Annotated in this window: 17 protein-coding genes, 2 tRNA genes, 2 rRNA genes and 1 pseudogene; 15 read left to right on the top strand and 7 right to left on the bottom strand. The window is 57.7% G+C overall.

Annotation, left to right across the window (positions count from 1 at the left end; translation table 11 throughout):
- Positions 1 to 31: 31 nt before the first annotated feature.
- The 6 genes from NVV94_RS00535 to NVV94_RS00510 all read right to left on the bottom strand — a co-directional run bounded on the left by NVV94_RS00535 (position 32) and on the right by NVV94_RS00510 (position 7,925).
- Positions 32 to 2,923: ribosomal RNA gene (locus NVV94_RS00535) — 23S ribosomal RNA — on the bottom strand.
- A gap of 226 nt (positions 2,924 to 3,149) precedes the next feature.
- Positions 3,150 to 3,225, bottom strand: a tRNA-Ala gene (locus NVV94_RS00530).
- 5 nt (positions 3,226 to 3,230) lie between these two features.
- Positions 3,231 to 3,307 (bottom strand) — tRNA-Ile (locus tag NVV94_RS00525).
- An 86-nt stretch (positions 3,308 to 3,393) separates the two neighbouring features.
- Positions 3,394 to 4,932: ribosomal RNA gene (locus NVV94_RS00520) — 16S ribosomal RNA — on the bottom strand.
- Together the 16S and 23S rRNA genes with 2 tRNA genes alongside form the textbook arrangement of a ribosomal RNA operon.
- A 575-nt stretch (positions 4,933 to 5,507) precedes the next feature.
- Complete coding sequence (locus NVV94_RS00515) at positions 5,508 to 6,728, bottom strand: CaiB/BaiF CoA-transferase family protein (protein ID WP_258445335.1); 1,221 nt, start codon at positions 6,726 to 6,728, stop codon at positions 5,508 to 5,510.
- A gap of 15 nt (positions 6,729 to 6,743) precedes the next feature.
- Positions 6,744 to 7,925 (bottom strand): acyl-CoA dehydrogenase, encoded by a 1,182-nt coding sequence (locus NVV94_RS00510; protein ID WP_258445334.1) that lies wholly within the window; start codon positions 7,923 to 7,925, stop codon positions 6,744 to 6,746.
- Between the two features lie 157 nt (positions 7,926 to 8,082).
- On the opposite strand from NVV94_RS00510, the gene NVV94_RS00505 reads away from it, so the two are divergent.
- The 11 genes and pseudogenes from NVV94_RS00505 (at position 8,083) to NVV94_RS00455 (ending at position 17,982) form a co-directional block, all read left to right on the top strand.
- The gene (locus NVV94_RS00505) at positions 8,083 to 8,985 is read left to right on the top strand and encodes a LysR family transcriptional regulator (protein WP_258445333.1); all 903 of its coding nucleotides are present in this window, start codon (positions 8,083 to 8,085) and stop codon (positions 8,983 to 8,985) included.
- 429 nt (positions 8,986 to 9,414) lie between these two features.
- Positions 9,415 to 10,536: a Re/Si-specific NAD(P)(+) transhydrogenase subunit alpha gene (locus tag NVV94_RS00500; protein WP_258445332.1), complete on the top strand. Its 1,122-nt coding sequence runs from the start codon at positions 9,415 to 9,417 to the stop codon at positions 10,534 to 10,536.
- Positions 10,537 to 10,551: 15 nt separating this feature from the next.
- Positions 10,552 to 10,911 (top strand): NAD(P) transhydrogenase subunit alpha, encoded by a 360-nt coding sequence (locus NVV94_RS00495; RefSeq protein ID WP_258445331.1) that lies wholly within the window; start codon positions 10,552 to 10,554, stop codon positions 10,909 to 10,911.
- Positions 10,908 to 12,344, top strand: a complete 1,437-nt coding sequence (locus tag NVV94_RS00490; protein WP_258445330.1) for an NAD(P)(+) transhydrogenase (Re/Si-specific) subunit beta — start codon at positions 10,908 to 10,910, stop codon at positions 12,342 to 12,344. Before NVV94_RS00495 ends, NVV94_RS00490 begins: the two co-directional genes overlap by 4 nt.
- A gap of 178 nt (positions 12,345 to 12,522) precedes the next feature.
- Complete coding sequence (locus tag NVV94_RS00485) at positions 12,523 to 14,016, top strand: acetyl-CoA hydrolase/transferase family protein (protein ID WP_258445329.1); 1,494 nt, start codon at positions 12,523 to 12,525, stop codon at positions 14,014 to 14,016.
- A gap of 309 nt (positions 14,017 to 14,325) precedes the next feature.
- Positions 14,326 to 14,541: a DUF1127 domain-containing protein gene (locus NVV94_RS00480; protein WP_258445328.1), complete on the top strand. Its 216-nt coding sequence runs from the start codon at positions 14,326 to 14,328 to the stop codon at positions 14,539 to 14,541.
- Between the two features lie 267 nt (positions 14,542 to 14,808).
- Complete coding sequence (locus NVV94_RS00475; RefSeq protein ID WP_258445327.1) at positions 14,809 to 15,021, top strand: DUF1127 domain-containing protein; 213 nt, start codon at positions 14,809 to 14,811, stop codon at positions 15,019 to 15,021.
- A 111-nt stretch (positions 15,022 to 15,132) separates the two neighbouring features.
- On the top strand, positions 15,133 to 15,450 hold the full coding sequence (locus tag NVV94_RS00470) for a DUF2388 domain-containing protein (RefSeq protein WP_258445326.1): 318 nt from the start codon (positions 15,133 to 15,135) through the stop codon (positions 15,448 to 15,450).
- Between the two features lie 74 nt (positions 15,451 to 15,524).
- Positions 15,525 to 15,677: pseudogene (locus tag NVV94_RS00465) on the top strand (DUF2388 domain-containing protein); the annotation flags it as partial.
- A 26-nt stretch (positions 15,678 to 15,703) separates the two neighbouring features.
- Positions 15,704 to 16,024, top strand: a complete 321-nt coding sequence (locus NVV94_RS00460) for a DUF2388 domain-containing protein (RefSeq protein ID WP_258445325.1) — start codon at positions 15,704 to 15,706, stop codon at positions 16,022 to 16,024.
- A complete protein-coding gene (locus tag NVV94_RS00455) occupies positions 16,021 to 17,982 on the top strand; it encodes a DUF4105 domain-containing protein (RefSeq protein WP_258445324.1) in 1,962 nt (653 codons plus the stop codon). Before NVV94_RS00460 ends, NVV94_RS00455 begins: the two co-directional genes overlap by 4 nt.
- Here NVV94_RS00455 and NVV94_RS00450 read toward each other — a convergent pair.
- Positions 17,979 to 18,380, bottom strand: a complete 402-nt coding sequence (locus NVV94_RS00450; RefSeq protein WP_258445323.1) for a GFA family protein — start codon at positions 18,378 to 18,380, stop codon at positions 17,979 to 17,981. The two genes, NVV94_RS00455 and NVV94_RS00450, sit on opposite strands and share 4 nt — an antisense overlap.
- A gap of 165 nt (positions 18,381 to 18,545) precedes the next feature.
- Here NVV94_RS00450 and NVV94_RS00445 point away from each other — a divergent pair, with 165 nt between their 5' ends.
- The 4 genes from NVV94_RS00445 (at position 18,546) to NVV94_RS00430 (ending at position 23,437) form a co-directional block, all read left to right on the top strand.
- Positions 18,546 to 18,797, top strand: a complete 252-nt coding sequence (locus NVV94_RS00445) for a hypothetical protein (RefSeq protein ID WP_258445322.1) — start codon at positions 18,546 to 18,548, stop codon at positions 18,795 to 18,797.
- A gap of 577 nt (positions 18,798 to 19,374) precedes the next feature.
- Positions 19,375 to 20,682, top strand: a complete 1,308-nt coding sequence (locus NVV94_RS00440) for a CitMHS family transporter (protein WP_258445321.1) — start codon at positions 19,375 to 19,377, stop codon at positions 20,680 to 20,682.
- A gap of 96 nt (positions 20,683 to 20,778) precedes the next feature.
- A complete protein-coding gene (locus NVV94_RS00435; RefSeq protein WP_258445320.1) occupies positions 20,779 to 21,546 on the top strand; it encodes a TerC family protein in 768 nt (255 codons plus the stop codon).
- A 232-nt stretch (positions 21,547 to 21,778) separates the two neighbouring features.
- The gene (locus NVV94_RS00430) at positions 21,779 to 23,437 is read left to right on the top strand and encodes a Na/Pi cotransporter family protein (protein ID WP_258445319.1); all 1,659 of its coding nucleotides are present in this window, start codon (positions 21,779 to 21,781) and stop codon (positions 23,435 to 23,437) included.
- Positions 23,438 to 23,459: the final 22 nt, after the last annotated feature.

Here is a 23,459-nt window from a genome sequence, read left to right as displayed (position 1 = left end):
CTGGCTTTCGCTCAAATTGCTTGGGTGTTATATGGTCAAGCCTCACGGGCAATTAGTATTGGTTAGCTCAACGCCTCACAGCGCTTACACACCCAACCTATCAACGTCGTAGTCTTCGACGGCCCTTCAGGGAGCTCAAGGCTCCAGTGAGATCTCATCTTGAGGCTAGTTTCCCGCTTAGATGCTTTCAGCGGTTATCTATTCCGAACATAGCTACCCGGCAATGCCACTGGCGTGACAACCGGAACACCAGAGGTTCGTCCACTCCGGTCCTCTCGTACTAGGAGCAGCCCCTCTCAAATCTCAAACGTCCACGGCAGATAGGGACCGAACTGTCTCACGACGTTCTAAACCCAGCTCGCGTACCACTTTAAATGGCGAACAGCCATACCCTTGGGACCGGCTTCAGCCCCAGGATGTGATGAGCCGACATCGAGGTGCCAAACACCGCCGTCGATATGAACTCTTGGGCGGTATCAGCCTGTTATCCCCGGAGTACCTTTTATCCGTTGAGCGATGGCCCTTCCATACAGAACCACCGGATCACTAAGACCTACTTTCGTACCTGCTCGACGTGTCTGTCTCGCAGTCAAGCGCGCTTTTGCCTTTATACTCTACGACCGATTTCCGACCGGTCTGAGCGCACCTTCGTACTCCTCCGTTACTCTTTAGGAGGAGACCGCCCCAGTCAAACTACCCACCATACACTGTCCTCGATCCGGATAACGGACCTGAGTTAGAACCTCAAAGTTGCCAGGGTGGTATTTCAAGGATGGCTCCACGCGAACTGGCGTCCACGCTTCAAAGCCTCCCACCTATCCTACACAAGCAAATTCAAAGTCCAGTGCAAAGCTATAGTAAAGGTTCACGGGGTCTTTCCGTCTAGCCGCGGATACACTGCATCTTCACAGCGATTTCAATTTCACTGAGTCTCGGGTGGAGACAGCGCCGCCATCGTTACGCCATTCGTGCAGGTCGGAACTTACCCGACAAGGAATTTCGCTACCTTAGGACCGTTATAGTTACGGCCGCCGTTTACCGGGGCTTCGATCAAGAGCTTCGCGTTAGCTAACCCCATCAATTAACCTTCCGGCACCGGGCAGGCGTCACACCCTATACGTCCACTTTCGTGTTTGCAGAGTGCTGTGTTTTTAATAAACAGTCGCAGCGGCCTGGTATCTTCGACCGGCATGAGCTTACGCAGTAAATGCTTCACCCTCACCGGCGCACCTTCTCCCGAAGTTACGGTGCCATTTTGCCTAGTTCCTTCACCCGAGTTCTCTCAAGCGCCTTGGTATTCTCTACCCAACCACCTGTGTCGGTTTGGGGTACGGTTCCTGGTTACCTGAAGCTTAGAAGCTTTTCTTGGAAGCATGGCATCAACCACTTCGCGCTCTAATGAGCACTCGTCATCAGCTCTCGGCCTTGAACTCCCGGATTTACCTAAGAGTCCAGCCTACCACCTTAAACTTGGACAACCAACGCCAAGCTGGCCTAGCCTTCTCCGTCCCTCCATCGCAATAACCAGAAGTACAGGAATATTAACCTGTTTTCCATCGACTACGCTTTTCAGCCTCGCCTTAGGGACCGACTAACCCTGCGTCGATTAACGTTGCGCAGGAAACCTTGGTCTTTCGGCGTGGGTGTTTTTCACACCCATTGTCGTTACTCATGTCAGCATTCGCACTTCTGATACCTCCAGCCAGCTTCTCAACTGACCTTCACAGGCTTACAGAACGCTCCTCTACCGCATCACCCTAAGGTGATACCCGTAGCTTCGGTGTATGGTTTGAGCCCCGTTACATCTTCCGCGCAGGCCGACTCGACTAGTGAGCTATTACGCTTTCTTTAAAGGGTGGCTGCTTCTAAGCCAACCTCCTAGCTGTCTAAGCCTTCCCACATCGTTTCCCACTTAACCATAACTTTGGGACCTTAGCTGACGGTCTGGGTTGTTTCCCTTTTCACGACGGACGTTAGCACCCGCCGTGTGTCTCCCATGCTCGGCACTTGTAGGTATTCGGAGTTTGCATCGGTTTGGTAAGTCGGGATGACCCCCTAGCCGAAACAGTGCTCTACCCCCTACAGTGATACATGAGGCGCTACCTAAATAGCTTTCGAGGAGAACCAGCTATCTCCGAGCTTGATTAGCCTTTCACTCCGATCCACAGGTCATCCGCTAACTTTTCAACGGTAGTCGGTTCGGTCCTCCAGTCAGTGTTACCTAACCTTCAACCTGCCCATGGATAGATCGCCCGGTTTCGGGTCTATACCCAGCGACTAAACGCCCTATTAAGACTCGCTTTCGCTACGCCTCCCCTATTCGGTTAAGCTCGCCACTGAATATAAGTCGCTGACCCATTATACAAAAGGTACGCAGTCACAGAACAAGTCTGCTCCCACTGCTTGTACGCATACGGTTTCAGGATCTATTTCACTCCCCTCTCCGGGGTTCTTTTCGCCTTTCCCTCACGGTACTAGTTCACTATCGGTCAGTCAGTAGTATTTAGCCTTGGAGGATGGTCCCCCCATATTCAGACAAAGTTTCTCGTGCTCCGTCCTACTCGATTTCATTGACAAGAGATTTTCGCGTACAGGGCTATCACCCACTATGGCCGCACTTTCCAGAGCGTTCCGCTAATCTCAAATCAACTTAAGGGCTAGTCCCCGTTCGCTCGCCACTACTAAGGGAATCTCGGTTGATTTCTTTTCCTCAGGGTACTTAGATGTTTCAGTTCCCCTGGTTCGCCTCTTGCACCTATGTATTCAGTACAAGATAACCATCTTGTGATGGCTGGGTTCCCCCATTCAGACATCTCCGGATCACAGTCTGTTTGCCGACTCCCCGAAGCTTTTCGCAGGCTACCACGTCTTTCATCGCCTCTGACTGCCAAGGCATCCACCGTATGCGCTTCTTCACTTGACCATATAACCCCAAGCAATCTGGTTATACTGTGAAGACGACATTCGCCGAAAATTCGCGATTAAACTCACAAATTTTACCTTAGCCTGATCCACTACCAGTGAAAGTAGTGTTCAGTCTATCTTTCTATCACATACCCAAATTTTTAAAGAACGATTCTGATAAAGATCAGAAATCAACATTCAGGCACCAAGCGGTGGAATGCTCATTTCTAAGCTTTGACATGAGGTGGTGGAGCCAAGCGGGATCGAACCGCTGACCTCCTGCGTGCAAGGCAGGCGCTCTCCCAGCTGAGCTATGGCCCCATAATTGGTGGGTCTGGGCAGATTCGAACTGCCGACCTCACCCTTATCAGGGGTGCGCTCTAACCAACTGAGCTACAGACCCATAACAGGGTTGCGGACCTCTAATCGTCTTCTTCAATGAATCAAGCAATTCGTGTGGGAGCTTATAAGACAGCTGATGTCTTCGATTAAGGAGGTGATCCAGCCGCAGGTTCCCCTACGGCTACCTTGTTACGACTTCACCCCAGTCATGAATCACACCGTGGTAACCGTCCTCCCGAAGGTTAGACTAGCTACTTCTGGTGCAACCCACTCCCATGGTGTGACGGGCGGTGTGTACAAGGCCCGGGAACGTATTCACCGCGACATTCTGATTCGCGATTACTAGCGATTCCGACTTCACGCAGTCGAGTTGCAGACTGCGATCCGGACTACGATCGGTTTTGTGAGATTAGCTCCACCTCGCGGCTTGGCGACCCTCTGTACCGACCATTGTAGCACGTGTGTAGCCCAGGCCGTAAGGGCCATGATGACTTGACGTCATCCCCACCTTCCTCCGGTTTGTCACCGGCAGTCTCCTTAGAGTGCCCACCATAACGTGCTGGTAACTAAGGACAAGGGTTGCGCTCGTTACGGGACTTAACCCAACATCTCACGACACGAGCTGACGACAGCCATGCAGCACCTGTCTCAATGCTCCCGAAGGCACCAATCCATCTCTGGAAAGTTCATTGGATGTCAAGGCCTGGTAAGGTTCTTCGCGTTGCTTCGAATTAAACCACATGCTCCACCGCTTGTGCGGGCCCCCGTCAATTCATTTGAGTTTTAACCTTGCGGCCGTACTCCCCAGGCGGTCAACTTAATGCGTTAGCTGCGCCACTAAAGTCTCAAGGACTCCAACGGCTAGTTGACATCGTTTACGGCGTGGACTACCAGGGTATCTAATCCTGTTTGCTCCCCACGCTTTCGCACCTCAGTGTCAGTATGAGCCCAGGTGGTCGCCTTCGCCACTGGTGTTCCTTCCTATATCTACGCATTTCACCGCTACACAGGAAATTCCACCACCCTCTGCCCTACTCTAGCTCGCCAGTTTTGGATGCAGTTCCCAGGTTGAGCCCGGGGATTTCACATCCAACTTAACGAACCACCTACGCGCGCTTTACGCCCAGTAATTCCGATTAACGCTTGCACCCTCTGTATTACCGCGGCTGCTGGCACAGAGTTAGCCGGTGCTTATTCTGTCGGTAACGTCAAAACATCAACGTATTAGGTTAATGCCCTTCCTCCCAACTTAAAGTGCTTTACAATCCGAAGACCTTCTTCACACACGCGGCATGGCTGGATCAGGCTTTCGCCCATTGTCCAATATTCCCCACTGCTGCCTCCCGTAGGAGTCTGGACCGTGTCTCAGTTCCAGTGTGACTGATCATCCTCTCAGACCAGTTACGGATCGTCGCCTTGGTGAGCCTTTACCCCACCAACTAGCTAATCCGACCTAGGCTCATCTGATAGCGTGAGGTCCGAAGATCCCCCACTTTCTCCCGTAGGACGTATGCGGTATTAGCGTCCGTTTCCGAACGTTATCCCCCACTATCAGGCAGATTCCTAGGCATTACTCACCCGTCCGCCGCTCGCCACCAGGTACAAGTACCCGTGCTGCCGCTCGACTTGCATGTGTTAGGCCTGCCGCCAGCGTTCAATCTGAGCCATGATCAAACTCTTCAGTTCAATACTGCTTGGGTTTTGAGAAAACCCTAAACTTGGCTCAGCAATCTCAAAATGAACTATATGATTGCTCATGTAGCCACTTGTGATGCTGATAATCTTTCTGACTATCAGTCTGAGCTCACAAGCACCCACACGAATTGCTTGATTCAATTGTTAAAGAGCGGTTGGTTGATTCTTTCGTCTCAACCGAGGCGCGAATTTTACGCTTTCCTCTGTCTCTGTCAAGCGTTTATTTTCAGAAGTTTTTCGATTTTCTCGTTCAACTTCAAACACTTGACTCGCTTCGATCACTCGTCAGCGGGAGGCGAATTCTACAGCGTTTCAAACCGCTGTCAACCACCTTTTTCACCGCTTTCGATCGGAAGATCGAAGCTGCTTCTTCGCTGCTTACTTCGGTTAACTCTTTGATTCTCAAGGAGTTTTCCGTTTCGTCTGCGCCGGAAGTGGGGCGAATTATAGAGAGATCCACAGGGGCGTCAAGGGTTAATTTGAAGGCTCTTGAAATTAGCCCTTAAAGCCCAAAAATGGCGCCTTGCTTCTCTATATAGAGAACGCTTCTATATAGAGAGCAGAGATCACAGCACGCCGACTTCTCGCAGGCGAGCAATATCTGCCTCACAAAGCCCAAGCACGTCACTCAGTATAGCTTGTGTATGCTCGCCCAACAGCGGCGGGGCATTACGGTACTGCACCGGTGTTTCTGACAAGCGAATAGGGCTGGCCACTTGCGGCACTTTCCCGGCCAAGGCGTGCGGGATCTCGATGGCCAGGCCGCGGTGGCGCACCTGGGGATCCTCGAATACCTGGGACAGGTCGTTGACCGGCCCGCAAGGCACCCCCGCCTGCTCCAATTGCTCGACCCACTGGGCAGTGGTCTTGAACACGGTGGCCTGGCGAATCAGGGGAATCAGTTGCGCGCGATTGGTAACCCGCAGGTTGTTGGTTGCAAAGCGCGGGTCATCCGCCCACTGCGGCTGGCCGGCTACCTCGGCAAACTTGCGAAACTGCTTGTCGTTGCCCACGGTCAGGATGAAGTCACCGTCGGCAGTAGGGAAGTCCTGGTAGGGCACGATGTTGGGATGGGCATTACCCAACCGCCGAGGTGGCACCCCGGTAGTCAGGTAGTTCATCGCCTGGTTGGCCAGGCAGGCCACCTGCACATCAAGAAGCGCCATGTCGATGTGCTGGCCGGCACCTCCCTGATCCCGATGGGCGAGGGCGGCCAGAATCGCCACCGTCGAATAAAGCCCCGTCAGAATGTCGGTAAGCGCAACGCCGACCTTTACCGGTCCGGCACCTACTTCACCTTCCGGGCGCCCAGTGATGCTCATCAAGCCACCCAGGCCCTGGATCATGAAGTCGTAGCCAGCGCGCCTGGCGTATGGCCCCGTCTGACCGAAACCGGTAATCGAGCAATAGATGAGATTCGGGTTGAGCGCCTTCAGGCTCGCATAATCAAGCCCATAGGCCGCCAACCCACCCACCTTGAAGTTCTCGATGAGGATATCGGACTTGGCCGCCAGCTCACGGACCAGGCGCTGGCCTTCGGGCTGGGTGAAGTCGATCGTCACCGAACGCTTGTTACGGTTGGCGGACAGGTAATAGGCTGCCTCGCTGGTGTTCTCGCCCGCGGCGTCCTTAAGGAAGGGCGGCCCCCAGGCGCGCGTATCGTCCCCACTGCCCGGGCGCTCTACCTTGATCACTTCGGCCCCGAGATCGGCGAGTATCTGCCCGGCCCACGGCCCGGCCAGTACCCGCGACAAGTCCAGCACCCGCAGATGAGATAGCGCACCCATTGGCTTGACTCCCTATTAATAGAACGCCTGGATGCCAGTCTGGGCGCGACCCAGGATCAGCGCATGGACGTCATGGGTGCCTTCGTAGGTGTTGACCACCTCAAGGTTGACCAGATGCCGCGCTACGCCGAATTCGTCGGAGATGCCGTTGCCACCAAGCATGTCCCGCGCCATGCGAGCGATATCCAGCGACTTGCCGCAGGAGTTGCGCTTCATGATCGAAGTGATCTCGACGGCTGCAGTGCCTTCGTCCTTCATCCGCCCCAGGCGCAGGCAGCCCTGGAGGGCGAGGGTGATCTCGGTCTGCATGTCGGCCAGTTTTTTCTGGATCAGCTGGTTGGCAGCCAAAGGCCGTCCGAACTGCTGACGATCCAGGGTGTACTGACGCGCGGTGTGCCAGCAGAACTCGGCAGCTCCCAGAGCGCCCCAGGCGATACCGTAACGGGCCGAGTTGAGGCAGGTGAACGGACCTTTCAGGCCACGCACTTCCGGGAACATGTTCTCTTCGGGCACGAAGACGTTGTCCATCACGATTTCACCGGTGATCGACGCACGCAGGCCGACCTTGCCATGAATCGTCGGCGCACTCAGGCCCTTCCAGCCCTTTTCCAGGACGAAGCCACGAATGTCGCCGGCATCATCCTTGGCCCAGACCACGAACACGTCGGCGATCGGGCTGTTGGTGATCCACATCTTGTTGCCTGTCAGGTGATAGCCACCCTCGACTTTCCTGGCACGGGTGATCATCGAACCCGGGTCTGAGCCGTGGTTAGGCTCGGTCAAGCCGAAGCAGCCGATCCACTCGCCACTGGCCAGTTTCGGCAGGTACTTCTGCTTGGTGGCTTCGGAACCGAATTCGTTGATCGGCACCATCACCAGCGAAGACTGCACACTCATCATGGAGCGGTAGCCGGAGTCGACTCGCTCGACCTCGCGAGCGATCAAGCCGTAGCAAACGTAGTTGAGGCCACTGCCACCGTACTGTTCCGGAATGGTTGCACCCAGCAGGCCCACTTCACCCATCTCGCGAAAGATCGCAGGGTCGGTGTGTTCGTGACGGAAGGCTTCCAGCACGCGTGGAGCCAGCTTGTCCTGGGCGAACTGCTCGGCGCTGTCGCGCACCATGCGCTCTTCTTCGGTGAGCTGTTGATCGAGCAACAGCGGATCGATCCAGTTGAAGCTTGCTTTACCGGCCATGAGCGAATCCTCGGGAAGGTTAATTTTTATCGTGTATTGATCCTAGGCCTGTACGGACAATAGGACAAACGAGGATTTCGCATGCCGTTGTGCTAATTTCTCACTCCGAGATCGCCATAGCTCCTTATTTGCTGGCCGATTAGTGAGGTTGTTGTATATGAGCCGAAAAATCCCCAGCACCGCCGCCCTGGTGTGCTTCGAGGCTGCCGCCCGGCATGAAAGCTTTACCAAGGCAGCCCAGGAATTGTCGTTGACCCAGAGCGCCGTCTGTCGGCAGATCGCCAGCCTTGAGGAGTTCCTCAACGTCGAACTGTTCCGCCGGTCCCGGCGCGGGGTCAAGCTCACTGAACCCGGGCTTTCCTATAGTAGAAGGGTGGCGACACAGCTCGACGCGGTCGAGCGCGACACCTTGTCGGTCATGGGGCAGCAGGGCGCCAACGTGATCGAGCTGGCAGTGGTGCCGACCTTTGGCACCCAATGGCTGCTGCCGCGCTTGAAAGACTTCCAGACGCGTCATCCGGAAGTCACCGTCAACCTGACCAACCGCACCCGTCCATTCCTGTTCGCCGATACCACCTTCGACGCGGCGATCTACTTCGGTGACGCTGATTGGTCGGGCACCCAATCTCATCGCCTGATGGGGGAGAACCCGCTGCCGGTGTGCAGCCCGGCACTGCTGGGAACCAAGGCCAGCCTCAGCGCCGACGACATTGCGCAACTGCCGTTGCTGCAGCAATCCACCCGACCCTACGCCTGGCGTCAATGGTTCAACGCCCAGAACCTGAATATTCACCGCGACATGACTGGCCCGCGTTATGAGCTATTCTCGATGCTGGCCCAGGCCGCGATGCACGAGATGGGTATCGCCCTGATCCCGCCATTTTTGATTCAGCGCGAGCTGGAGGAGGGCAGGCTGATCATTGCCAATCCCCACGCGCTGTCGAGCATCAAGGCCTATTACCTGATGATTCCTGAGCGCAAGGTCGAGTCTGCTTCGCTTCACGCCTTCCGCGACTGGCTGGTGAACGAGGCCGCGCGCTACACACTTGAACATGAGTGAAGAGCGCATCTTGACCCCGTAGTCAGAAAAACAAAAGCCCTACAGATATAAATAAATGACGCATTTTGACAGACTGTTCTGCACACCATCAAAATGCCTTACAAGCGCCCTGTGACGGGGCCTGCGTCCTAAAACGGCCTTCTATGGCACCGTATTCAGCCACCCGATGGAAAAAAACTTCCACTAAGGTCGAATTGCGCTGCAAGCTATGCGGAATGGGGGCTCCAGCCGATTGCTTGCGTCATTCGGTCACAGGGTGACTTGTAGTTTAATTGCCGTCACCTTTCATAACTGGTTGAAGCCTTGCCGGAACGCCTGCAAAATGCGGCGCCCCGTCCGTAATTCGGCGGGATCGTGCTGATCGGCCGCCCCAGACGCGCCATCCGTAGTGCGCTGGTTTATCTAAAAAGATCACGCAGGAGAATTGACGTGCACATTGGTGTTCCTCTCGAAACGCAGACGGGCGAGACACGGGTTGCTGCAACCCCGGAAACCATCAAGAAATTGGTGGGTCAGGGTCATAAAGTCACTGTACAGCGCGGTGCCGGCATCAATGCCAGCATCACCAACAGTGCTTATGAAGCAGCCGGCGCCACTATTGGAAGCGCTGCCGAAGCTTTCGGTGCGCAGCTGATCCTCAAGGTCGTGGCTCCCAGCGACAGCGAACTCATCCAGATCAAGAGCGGCACCGTTGTGGTGGGCATGCTCAATCCGTTCAACAACGAGACCATCGCCAAAATGGCCGAGTGCGGCATTTCCGCCTTCGCCCTGGAAGCCGCGCCTCGTACTTCCCGCGCACAGAGCCTGGACGTGCTGTCCTCGCAGGCCAACATCGCCGGCTACAAGGCCGTGCTGCTGGCCGCTCATCACTATCCGCGCTTCATGCCGATGCTGATGACCGCTGCCGGTACCGTCAAAGCCGCTCGCGTGCTGATTCTCGGCGCCGGTGTGGCCGGTTTGCAGGCCATTGCCACGGCCAAGCGCCTGGGTGCGGTGATCGAAGCCTCGGACGTGCGTCCTGCGGTGAAGGAACAGATCGAATCGCTGGGCGCCAAGTTTGTCGATGTGCCCTACGAGACCGATGAAGAGCGTGATTGCGCTGTCGGCGTCGGCGGCTATGCGCGGCCAATGCCGGCCAGCTGGATGCAGCGTCAGGCCGTGGCCGTGCACGAGCGCGCCAAGCAGGCCGACATCGTCATTACCACTGCACTGATCCCGGGCCGCAAGGCGCCGGTGCTGCTCAGCGCCGAAACCGTCGCCCAGATGAAACCGGGCTCGGTGGTCATCGACCTGGCCGCGGCACAAGGCGGCAACTGCCCGCTGACCGAGGCCGACCAGGTGGTGATCAAGCACGGCGTGACCATCGTCGGCCCGACCAATCTGGCAGCCGCCGTCGCAGCCGACGCCTCTGCACTCTATGCACACAACCTGCTGGACTTCATGAAGCTGCTCTTCGATAAGGAAGGGCAGTTCCAGATCAACCTCGAAGACGACATCGTCGCCGCGTGCCTCATTTGCCGCGACGGCCAGGTCATCCGTAAAAACGCCTAAGCAGGAGTTCAGTCGATGGAAGAGTTCATCTCCCCCAGTATCTACAACCTGATCATCTTTGTACTGGCGATTTATGTCGGTTACCACGTGGTCTGGAACGTAACACCTGCATTGCACACTCCGCTGATGGCCGTGACCAACGCCATCTCGGCCATCGTGATCGTCGGCGCCATGCTCGCCGCCGCCCTCACCGTGACCCCGCTGGGCAAGATCATGGGCACCCTGGCCGTGGCCCTGGCCGCGGTGAACGTATTCGGTGGTTTCCTGGTAACCCGGCGCATGCTGGAAATGTTCAAGAAGAAAGCGGCACCTGCGAAAGCTCCAGCTCCCGCAGCCAAGGCCGCCGCAGTCAAGGCTGAGGTGCAGAAAGCATGAGCATGAACCTGGTTACCTCCCTGTATTTGATCGCTTCGGTCTGCTTCATCCAGGCGCTCAAGGGTTTGTCACACCCAACCACGTCCCGTCGCGGCAACCTGTACGGCATGCTCGGCATGGGCCTGGCGATCCTGACCACCGTGGGCTTGATCTACAAGCTCGGTGCCGAGCTCGCCCAGGACGGTATCGTCTACGTGATCGTCGGCCTGCTGATCGGCGGCACTGCCGGTTCGATCATGGCCAAGCGCGTCGAAATGACCAAGATGCCTGAGCTGGTTGCCTTCATGCACAGCATGATCGGTCTGGCTGCAGTGTTCATCGCCGTGGCGGCGGTGGTCGAACCGCAGTCGCTGGGTATCGTCAAGAATCTCGGTGACGCGATTCCGGCCGGTAACCGCCTGGAGCTGTTCCTGGGTGCGGCCATTGGTGCGATCACCTTCTCCGGTTCGGTCATTGCCTTCGGCAAGCTGGCTGGCAAGTACAAGTTCCGCCTGTTCCAGGGCGCACCGGTACAGTTCTCCGGCCAGCACAAGCTGAACCTGATTATCGGCCTGGCAACGCTTGGCCTGGGCGTTACCTTCATGCTCACCGGTGACTTCACCGCCTTCGGCGTGATGCTGGCCCTGGCCTTCGTGCTCGGCGTGCTGATCATCATCCCGATCGGCGGCGCCGACATGCCGGTGGTGGTGTCGATGCTCAACAGCTACTCGGGCTGGGCGGCGGCCGGTATCGGCTTCTCGCTGAACAACTCGATGCTGATCATTGCCGGCTCGCTGGTCGGCTCGTCCGGTGCCATCCTTTCGTACATCATGTGCAAGGCGATGAACCGTTCGTTCTTCAACGTACTGCTCGGCGGTTTCGGTGGCGCTACAGATGCAGCCGGCCCAGCGGGCGCCAAAGAGGCTCGTCCGGTGAAAACCGGTTCGGCCGACGACGCGACCTTCCTGCTGACCAACGCCGACACCGTGATCATCGTGCCTGGCTACGGTCTGGCCGTAGCCCGTGCACAGCACGCGCTGAAAGAGCTGACCGAGAAGCTGACCCATCGTGGCGTCACCGTGAAGTACGCGATCCACCCGGTTGCCGGGCGGATGCCAGGGCACATGAACGTACTGCTGGCCGAGGCCGAAGTACCTTATGACCAGGTGTTCGAGATGGAGGACATCAACTCCGAGTTCGGCCAGGCCGACGTGGTGCTGGTGCTTGGTGCCAACGACGTGGTCAACCCGGCCGCCAAGAACGATCCGAAGTCGCCGATCGCCGGCATGCCGATCCTGGAGGCCTTCAAGGCCAAGACCATCATCGTCAACAAGCGCTCGATGGCCAGCGGTTACGCAGGCCTGGACAACGAACTGTTCTACCTGGACAAGACCATGATGGTCTTCGGTGACGCCAAGAAGGTCATTGAGGACATGGTCAAGGCCGTCGACTAAGCCTTTAAACAGGCTGTCGAAAAAACCCCAGCGCTATAAAGGCTGGGGTTTTTTATTGCCTGCTTACCCGACAGAAGGCTCTAAAGCAGGGGCTCGCATACGACCTTGGTCGTGGGACGAAAATTTTCGAAATCTCTAGACTGCGCATCTAGCTTCCGCTGCCTGAGATATCAAACCCATGTACCGTGATCGTATTCGCTTACCCTCTCTGCAAAGCAAGGTGATGAGTGCGGCTGATGCCGCAGCCCTGATTCAGGATGGCATGACCATCGGCATGAGCGGCTTTACCCGCGCCGGGGAAGCCAAGGCCGTGCCCCATGCCTTGGCCGAACGCGCCAAACAGACGCCCCTGAAAATCAGCCTGATGACCGGCGCCAGCCTGGGCAACGACCTCGACAAGCAGCTTACCGAAGCCGGCGTGCTGGCCCGGCGCATGCCGTTCCAGGTCGACAGCACACTGCGCAAGGCGATCAACGACGGTACGGTGATGTTCATCGACCAGCACCTGTCCGAGACTGTCGAGCAGCTGCGCAACCAACAGCTCAAGCTGCCGGATATCGCGGTCATCGAAGCCGTTGCAATCACCGAGCAAGGCCATATCGTACCGACCACCTCGGTGGGCAACTCGGCCAGCTTCGCCATTTTTGCCAAACAGGTGATCGTCGAGATCAACCTGGCGCACAACGCCAACCTGGAAGGGCTGCACGACATTTACATCCCGACCTACCGGCCGACCCGCACGCCGATCCCGCTGGTGAAAGTCGATGACCGTATCGGCAGCACTGCGATCCCGATCGATCCGGCGAAGATTGTCGGTATCGTCATCACCAATCAGCCGGATTCAGCGTCCACTGTGCTGCCACCGGATGACGAAACCCAGGGCATCGCCAATCACCTGATCAACTTCTTCAAGGAAGAAGTTGCGGCAGGACGCATGACCAACAAGCTCGGCCCGCTGCAGGCCGGCATCGGCAGCATTGCCAACGCGGTAATGTGCGGCCTGATCGAGTCGCCGTTCGAAGACCTGACCATGTACTCCGAAGTACTACAGGATTCGACCTTCGACCTGATTGACGCGGGCAAACTGAGTTTCGCCTCGGGTAGTTCAATCACCTTGTCGACCCGCCGTAACGCCGACGTGTTCGGCAACCTGGAGCGCTATAAGGACAAACTGGTCCTGCGCCCACAGGAAATCTCCAACCACCCTGAAGTGGTTCGGCGCCTGGGCATCATCGGCATCAACACCGCGCTGGAGTTCGACATTTACGGCAACGTCAACTCCACTCACGTATGTGGCACGCGGATGATGAACGGCATCGGCGGCTCTGGAGATTTTGCCCGCAACGCCCACCTGGCAATCTTCGTCACCAAGTCCATCGCCAAGGGCGGCGCGATCTCCAGCGTCGTGCCGATGGTCAGCCACGTTGACCACACCGAGCATGACGTTGACATCCTCGTCACCGAACAAGGCCTTGCCGACCTGCGCGGCCTGGCACCACGCGAGCGCGCCCGGGCGATCATCGACAATTGCGTGCACTCGACCTACCGCGACGCCCTCAACGAGTACTTCGCCGCTGCCTGCGCCCGTGGCGGTCACACGCCGCATATTCTGCGCGAGGCCCTGGCCTGGCACATGAACCTGGACGAAACCGGCCGCATGCTCGCCGACTGATCCATACAGTTGAAACCTGATTTAGCCCGACTGACATCCCTCAGCATCAAACCACGCAAAAACTGTACTTCTGTACTGGTATTTTTACGGGGTTTTTACCCCTTCAACCCTCAATACCACCAATAAATGCACCTTATTGGTGCTTACCAGTACAGTTTCCTCAAATTCTAGCACAACAGTACCTCTAAACAGTTAACTGGAGCATCACAATACAGGTGAACTGTATCTGGAGAGTCTTGCCTCGGAAGAGGATCATTGGCATCAGTTAAACCACTACCTAATCCCGCCATAAGCGGAAGGATGTCAATCATGGAACGTACACTCAGTTCCGACCTGCTTTTCCAGAACAGCTCTGAAACCTCGAACACTTCTCTGCCTCTGCGCCTGTTCGCCAACCTGATGCTGTGGCAGCGCCGCATCTCCAGCCGCCATCAACTGGCTCGTCTGGATTCGCGTCTGCTGGCTGACGCCGGGATCAGCGAAGCACAACGCTTCGAAGAGCTGAGCAAGCCGTTCTGGCGTTGATGCAGCGCTAGCTGGCCTACGGACCTTAAGTCCGGCACCAGCGCCTCGATTTCCCAAAACCCGTCACAGGTAACCGTGACGGGTTTTGTCGTTTCAGAGGGTCGCTTTTTGAATGACACAGAGCCCCTCAAAAAGCACAGGTACAGTTGCAAATTAAATAAATCTGAACCAGTACAATTGTACTGCCCTGTATCTGTTGCACCCTGGCCGCACGCGGGAAGATAGGTCTCCAGTCCCTTGATTCGGCTCAGCCGAAAGGAGAGCACCATGGACCGTCTCGTAGCCGTACAGGCAGGCTCCAGACTGCATACCCACTCTGCAAAGCGCTTGTTCCGTGTAGTTGTCGCGCGCATCGACCTGATGTTCGAACGGGCGCGCACTCGACAGCAGCTGGCGGAGCTCACCGATCAACAACTGGCGGACATTGGAATCAGCCACAGTGATCGGATTGCCGAACTGGACAGACCATTCTGGCGTTAAGCCGCCATGGAATGCCGTAAGTAGGCGGGGTAGGCTACGGAACTTGGACGGCTGGGCGTGCGTCTGATACTCGTAAACACTGTGACCTTACGTCTGCAAAGGAGATTGACCATGTTCCGTCCACGCTTGCTCGGCGCAGCATTGATGCTTGCCCTCGCTTCGACCGCCAACGCCACCAGCTTCGTGGTGACTACCGATACGATCGTTCGTGGCGTCGCGGCATCCACCGATGCAACTTCCGATGTGACGTCGTCCTTTCGCGACGACAAGATCGTGCGCGCGGCCCGCGATGACGCTGCCAGTTTCGTTGCCAGCCAGGGCGACACTCGCGGCGTGAAACTCGAAAGCGCGTTCGCTCACATTCGCCAGCAAGCTCCCGAGCTCAAGGCAACCGACGCACAGCTCGCCCAGGCGATCCTGGCGATCTGACCGCTCTTTCACCGTCGGGTGCAGCCCTGCGCCCGCTTTGCCTGCGCTGGCTCCGGCCCGCGCATTGCACTAGCCTTGCCGCTCGCGATGACGCCGCGTTGTTCGTTGCCAGCGACGGCCGGCTGCGCGCAGCGAAGCTGGAAGTCGCCCTGCACTATCTGCGTCAGACCCAACCGGCACTTCATGTCGGCGACCTTGAACTGGCGCAAGCAATTCTCGTCAAATGATTAATTCCGTTTTCTGGAGACTCTCCATGCGCACCCCATTGATCGCCGTTACCCTGGGCCTGCTGTTGTTTGCCGGCGTGGGCCAGGCACAAACCCTTCGAGCCACCAGTAATATCATCATCAATGCCGTAGACCGCACGCTCGACTTCACGTCCGACACAACGACATCGATCCGTGACTCGAAGATCATCGTCCAGGCCAAGGACGATGCCGCCAGTTACGTCGCCAGCGAAGGCGATATTCGCGGGGCACAGCTGGAAGCCGCCTTCGCAACGTTGCGTCAGCGTGTTCCCGAGGCGCGCGACGCCAGCGACCAGGTGCTTGCCGAAGCCATTCTCGCTCTGTGAAGCAGTTATGCGCCTGCCTGCTGGCCTGTGCACTACTGCTGCTTGGCGACCCTGCAGCAGCCGGTTTGCGCCTGGTCCTGAAGGCCGACAGTCTCAGCCCCGCGCAACAGCAGGCCAGTCAGGCGCTGCTCGATGAAGCCATGGGGGCGCTGCCGCCCAGCTTCGTCGAGCATCTGGATCGGCGGATCGATGTCAGCTGGACAGCAAACATGCCGGAAAACGCCTACGGCCAGGCTTCTCTGGTTTCCAGCCTGGACCTAAACAGCAATCTGCTCCCAAGCCTTGTCGATGGCAGCGCCGCCACCACTAAAACCACGCGCCCCCATGGCACCGTGCGCCAGGAGCTGCTCGCCACCGTACTCCATGAACTGACCCACATCTATGACCGGGCCCGACTTTGGTCTGCTCCTGAGCGCAAGTTGATCACGCGCTGCGACCGGCAGAACGCAAGCATGGGCAAGGTCGGGCTGCCGGACCAATGCCGCGGCCAGGCGCAGCGCCGTTTCACGCTGAGCGACGACCCGAGGTTTCTGGACCTGGCCGGCTGGCCGCAGTACGTCGGGCGGCGCGGCGAGCGCGAGCAACACAACCGGCAGATCGCCCGCAGCCCGGACACCTACGAACTCAGTAGCCCCAAGGAGTTTGTGGCAGTCAACATGGAGTACTTCCTGCTGGACCCCAGCTATGCCTGTCGACGCCCGGCAATGCATGCCTATCTGAAGGAGCACTTTGGCTGGGCCCCAGCGACCGGTCAAAGCTGCCCGCAGGCGTTTCCATTCCTCAATGCCGGTAACGATTTTGCCAAGGAGCCCCTGGGCAAGATTGACCCGGAGCGGGTGTACGCCGTCGATTACCTGCTGGCCGAAGCCAACCAGAACCTGGTCAGCCGCTGGGGCCACAGCATGTTGCGCCTGGTCATCTGCGCCCCCGGGCGGCCGCGTGGGCCGGACTGCCGTCTCGACCTTGACCAACACCTGGTGCTGTCATACCGGGCCTTCGTCAATGACCTCCAACTTTCCAGCTGGGACGGCCTGACCGGCGCCTATCCCTCGCGCCTGTTCGTGCTGCCGTTGGCTCAGGTTATCGATGAGTACACCAAGACCGAGCTTCGCAGCCTTGCATCGGTCCCCCTCAAGCTGAGCCGAAGCGAAATCGAAGACCTCGTGCGTCAGGCCGCCGAGATGCACTGGAGTTATGACGGCCACTATTTCTTCCTGTCGAACAATTGCGCCGTGGAAACCCTGAAGTTGATGCGCAGCGGTACCGATAACAGCAAGCTGATCGGCTTGGACAACATCTTGCCCAATGGCCTGCTGGAAGTACTCAAGGCCCGTGACCTGGCCGATGTCAGCGTGCTCGACGACCCGCGCGAAGCACTGCGCCTGGGCTATCGCTTCGATTCTTACCGGGATCGCTACCAGGCCATGTTCAATGTCCTCAAGAAGCACCTGCCCATCCCCCAGACGGCCGTCGAGCAGTGGATGGAGCTCTCGGCCGAACAGCGCCGCCAGTGGTTCGCCCGGGCCGACTTGCGTACCAGTGCCGCGTTGCTGCTGCTGGAGCAGGCCAGTTTCCGCCGCCAGTTGTTGCTTGCCCAGGATGAAGTCAAGCAGCGTTATCTGGGTGGTCGCGAGAGTAAAGACGCCAGCCTGGACAAGGCCAACGATGTATTGCAGCAAATTCTCGCCAAAAGTGGCTTCCTCAGTCGCCCGGCCGAGTTGCTCGGCAGCACCGGTTATGGCCTGCCACAAACCAGCGAGTGGCAGCGGCTGGAAGCACAGAGCAGCGAGCGCCAGCGACAGCTCCAACGACTGACCGGCGACCTGGACAAGGAAGCACGGGCCTTGCTCGCCCCCAATCGTTCCGCCGAAATTGCCGCCAGCGAAACCAACCTCAAGCAGCTCGGCGAACACTTGCGCACATTGCACAAGGCCGCCGGTGGCCTGGAGCTGCCTTAAAGGGTTTCGCCGGGCTCACCTGGAAGATGCTCGTCCAGGTGCAGCCAGGGCAGGCGGCTGGCGGTCCAGATATGCCGTTGCGGCACCGCATGTTCGGGGTGGTCGAGCGTCGCGATGGTCACATCGACCGTCTCCGGGCTCAACTGCGTGATCAAGGCCAGTTGGGCCCCGCAGTTCTGGCAGAAGTAGCGCGTACAACTCGCCGACGAGGCGTACCGCGCAGGCTTTGCCGCAATCCATTGAAAAGCGCCGGAGAGCAGGGTGATCCAGGTCGTTACCGTGCCGCCACTGACGCGTCGGCAAATCGAACAATGGCAGTGGGCGATGTCACGCAAGGGGCCAGAAAATCGGTAGCGCACCGCGCCGCAGTGGCAACCGCCCTCATGAAAATCGACCATGTCTTGTCCTCCAGCCGGGGAAACCAGGCTCGATAAAAATACTGGCTAAATACACACCTGTCAGTTCTGATAGTAGACGATCATTTATTCATGCACATACATTAGGCCTCTCGGCATCCCATTAGTGAAGCACAGCCTTCACTTGAACTTGATGGATAAGGCGCCATGAAGGTAGATAAAGAAGAAATTCGTCTATATTTTGAAGACCGTAATGGTGATGGGCGTCCAAAAATGTTGATTGAGCGCTATATCAATAAGACGCGCGTTTTCTCCGCATTTGTGTCCGCATCAATGGAAAATGGCGTTTATGACAAAATACAAGCCAAGGGCGATGATGAAGCGGACCCGGCTTTTGATGCTCAGGACGATGTGTTTTATGTGCACTTGGCCAATGCCGCAGTCAAACTCTTTAATTAAATAACAGCATTCCGCGCAGAATAAAACCCAAGCCCAGCATCAACTTTGATGAAAGTCTTCTTTTGTTGGCAAAATGAATAAATCAGAAGGCCACAATATTGGTGCAGCGCCGCCATTGGAACTGACATCTGAGCCAATGCTTTGAATTGAGACTGTCTAAGCAACAAGTTCCGATCGGCCTCTCGTACACTCCCTGTTCCAAGCGGGATTACAGTTGCCCCAAAGGGCAAAAGCCTTGATTGATGCGTCAATACTTTGAATGCACGACCCAGACACATCTAAAGGCGTCTGACCGATACATCCTTTCGGCGTACACACATCTCGTCGCCTTTCAGCCAGCGAAAGCTGGCTGAAAGCTTCGGCCATTAGCATCGCCTCACCGCCGGCAACAGACCGGTCAGCCAGGACACCCGCGTACAACGCGCGTCCGGCCCAGTAAACAACAACAATGGTGAATCTGATGCTTTCCAGCCCCCGCCTTCCTGCTACACGCCCGCCAATATTCCACGCGCCGCCCGTCCCGCGCTGATCCGCCCGGTTCGTCTTTCCCTCGTCGCGCTACGCCTGGAGTATTCCTATGCTGACCTTCCTCGGCTTTGCCATGGTCATCACCTTCATGTACCTGATCATGACCAAGCGCCTGTCCGCGCTTATCGCTCTGATCCTGGTGCCGATTCTGTTTGCCCTGTTCGGCGGCTTTTCCGGCAAGATCGGCCCAATGATGCTCGAAGGCATCAGCAAGCTGGCCCCTACCGGGGTAATGCTGATGTTTGCCATTCTGTACTTCGCCTTGATGATCGACTCCGGGCTGTTCGACCCGGCAGTGCGCAAGATCCTCAAGATGGTCAAGGGTGACCCGCTGAAAGTCTCGGTCGGTACTGCCGTGCTGGCCCTGGTGGTGTCCCTGGACGGTGACGGTGCAACCACCTACATGATCTGCGTGGCGGCAATGCTGCCGCTGTACAGCCGACTGGGCATGAGCCCACGGATCATGGCCGGCCTGATCATCCTCGCCGGTGGCGTGATGAACATGACGCCGTGGGGCGGGCCGACCGCCCGTGCTGCCAGCGCCTTGCACGTGGACCCTTCGCATATCTTCGTACCGATGATTCCGGCCATGCTGTTCGGCGTGCTTGCCATCCTGGCCATTGCCTATATGTACGGCAAGCGCGAGCGTGCTCGCCTGGGCGAACTGCATTTGCCTGGCGATGAAGTGGACCACAGCGAAATCAGCGTTTCCCAGTTTCCCGACGCCCGTCGCCCGAAACTGCTCTGGTTCAACGGCGCCCTGACCATGGCACTGATGGGCGCTCTGGTTGCCGGCCTGCTGCCATTGCCGGTGCTGTTCATGATCGCCTTCAGTATCGCCATGGTGGTCAACTACCCCTGCCTGCAGCAACAGAAGGAGCGCGTCGCGGCGCATGCCGGCAGCGTGCTGGCAGTGGTCGGGCTGATCTTCGCCGCGGGTATCTTCACCGGCATCCTTTCGGGTACCGGCATGGTCGAAGCCATGTCCAAGAGCCTGCTGGCCGTCATCCCCGAGGCCATGGGCCCTTACCTGGCAGTGATCACTGCGCTGGTGAGCATGCCGTTCACCTTCTTCATGTCCAACGATGCCTTCTACTACGGCGTGCTGCCGGTGTTGGCCGAGGCGGCCAGCCACTACGGCATCTCACCTGTGGAAATGGCCCGCGCGTCGATCGTCGGCCAACCGGTACACCTGCTCAGCCCGCTGGTACCATCGACTTACCTGCTGGTCGCATTGGCCGGCATCGAGTTCGGCGACCATCAGCGCTTCACCCTGAAGTGGGCAGTTCTGGTTTGCGTGTGCATAATGATCGCTGCGCTGCTGATGGGGATCTTTCCGCTGTTCAGCAGTCTATAAAGCAAGAGTATCAACCACCGATATCGCTTCGACGGCCCGACCTGCACCGCCAGGCCCGGGCCCGATGCCGATCGACAAACGTTCGAAGGAATACACATGGAATGGCTGACCAATCCAGAGATCTGGATTGCCTTTTTTACCCTGACTGCACTTGAGATCGTTCTCGGTATCGACAACATCATCATGATCTCGATCCTGGTCAGCCGCATGCCCAAGCATTTGCAGCAGCGTACCCGGATCTTCGGCCTGGCCCTGGCCATGATTACGCGGATTCTGTTGCTGCTGTCGATCACCTGGGTCATGCGCCTCACCGCCGACCTGTTCGTCGTGTTCGACCAAGGCATTTCCGGTCGCGACCTGATCCTGTTCTTCGGTGGCCTGTTCCTGCTCTGGAAAAGCTCCCAGGAGATTTACCACGGCCTGGAAGGCGAGGATGAAAGCGCTGACCAGCCAACCGGCAAAGGCGGGAGTTTCATCTATACCATCATCCAGATCGCGATCATCGACATCGTCTTCTCGCTGGACTCGGTGATTACCGCTGTAGGTATGGTTTCCCACGTTCCGGTGATGATCGCAGCCATCGTCGTGGCCGTATTGGTCATGATGCTCTGCTCGGGCGTCATCAGCAGCTTCATCGACAAGCACCCGTCGCTGAAAATGCTCGCGCTGTCGTTCCTGATCGTGGTTGGTACGGTGCTGATCGCCGAATCGTTCGAAGTTCATGTGCCCAAAGGCGCCGTCTACTTCGCCATGGCTTTCTCGCTGGCCGTCGAAGCCATCAACATTCGCATGCGTACCGCCATTGCGAGGAAGAAAACACTAAGCGAGCCATTGAAGCTGCGCAAGGACATTCCTGGGCAGTAAGCCAGACGATGCAAGGAAAGGGGCAGGGGACTGCCCCTTTTTTTCGTCTTCACGATCACTTTTCATGACAGCTTTGTTTCAAGGCAGCTAATGCCTGTGCGAAGCTGGCGGTCAGGCCGTTGGCCGACTAAAGCTTAAGTGAGCACTGAACAACCTCTCCTGCACTCAATTCAGTCTCGCTGCAGCATTGACCTTGCCCCGCTGGGGCGCCTTGTCCCAGGGGGCCTTTTTCATGCTGACCCTGCTCAATCTACTGTCTGCCGTCGCGCTGCTGATCTGGGGCACGCACATCGTTCGTACCGGGATTCTGCGGGTCTACGGTTCCAACCTTCGGCGTGTGTTGAGCCAGAACATGTCGAAGCGGCCGATGGCGTTCATCGCCGGCATTCTGGTAACCGCCCTGGTGCAGAGCAGCAACGCCACGGCCATGCTGGTGACATCCTTCGTCGGCCAGGGCCTGATGGAGCTTACGCCGGCCCTGGCAATCATGCTTGGCGCCGACGTCGGTACCGCCCTGATGGCGCGGGTACTGACCCTCGACCTGTCCTGGCTGTCACCGCTGCTGATCTTTCTCGGGGTGATCTTTTTCCTCTCGCGCAAGCAGACCCGGGTTGGCCAGATGGGCCGCGTCGCGATCGGCCTGGGCCTGATCATCCTGGCCCTGCAGTTGATTGTCGAAGCCGCCACGCCCATCACCCATGCACAAGGCGTGAAAGTCCTGTTTGCATCGCTGACCGGCGACATCCTGCTCGACGCCCTGGTCGGTGCCCTGTTCGCCCTGATTTCCTATTCGAGCCTGGCAGCGGTGCTGCTCACCGCGACCTTGGCCGGCGCGGAATTGATCAGCCTGCCAGTGGCCATCGGCCTGGTAATCGGCGCCAACATCGGCAGCGGATTGCTGGCCTTCCTCAGCACCAGCATGCAAAACGCCGCCGGTCGGCAGGTAGCCCTCGGCAGCCTGCTCTACAAGTTGATCGGGCTGGTACTGATCATCCCCGTGCTGGACCCGCTGGTTCGCTGGATGGACAGCCTGACCTACAGCCCTCAAGGCCTGGTGATCGGTTTTCATTTGCTCTACAACAGCCTGCGCTGCCTGGTCCTGTTGCCCAGCGTCACGCCCATGGCCCGGCTCTGTGCCTGGCTGCTGCCCGAGCGTCCGCAAACCAATGGCCTGGCGCGACCGCGCCACCTCGATCCAACGGCGCTGGCCACGCCCAGCCTGGCACTGGCCAATGCCGTGCGCGAAACGCTGCGCATGGGTGATCTGATCGACAGCATGTTGACGGCCATGCTCAATGTGCTGCGCGGCACACAAACGGCCATGACCCAGGAAATGCGCAGCCTGAGCGACGATGTCGAGTCGCTCTACAATGCCATCAAGCTGTACCTGGCGCAGATGCCCAGAGAGGACCTCAGTGACCAGGACAGCCAGCGCTGGGCAGAAATCATCGAATTGGCCATCAACCTCAAATTGGCCAGCGACATGATCGAACGCATGCTGCGCAAGGTGCAACAGCAGAAAACCTCCCAGCGCCGGGAGTTCTCCGAAGTGGGCCTGGAAGAGCTGACCGGTCTGCATAGCCAGCTGCTGGCCAGCCTGCGTTTGGGCCTGTCGGTGTTTCTCAGTGCAGACCCGGAAAGTGCGCGACAACTGCTTCGGGAAAAACGCCGGTTCCGTGCTCAGGAACGGCGCCTGGCACACGCCCATGTCAGCCGACTGCAACGCAAAGTGGTGCAAAGTATCGAAACCAGTTCGTTACACCTGGAGTTGATCGCTGACATGAAACGCTTGAACTCCCTGTTCTGCAGCAGCGCCTATGTGGTTTTGGGAAGTGCCGACACTGGTGCCCTGGTGGTCGATGGCGTCCCTGACGATGCGCATTCGCCTTGATCAATGGTGACGGAGCGAAGTC

It is taken from the genome of Pseudomonas sp. LS1212 (assembly GCF_024741815.1).
Taxonomy (GTDB): Bacteria; Pseudomonadota; Gammaproteobacteria; order Pseudomonadales; family Pseudomonadaceae; genus Aquipseudomonas.
This window is presented reverse-complemented; position numbering and strand designations above follow the sequence as displayed.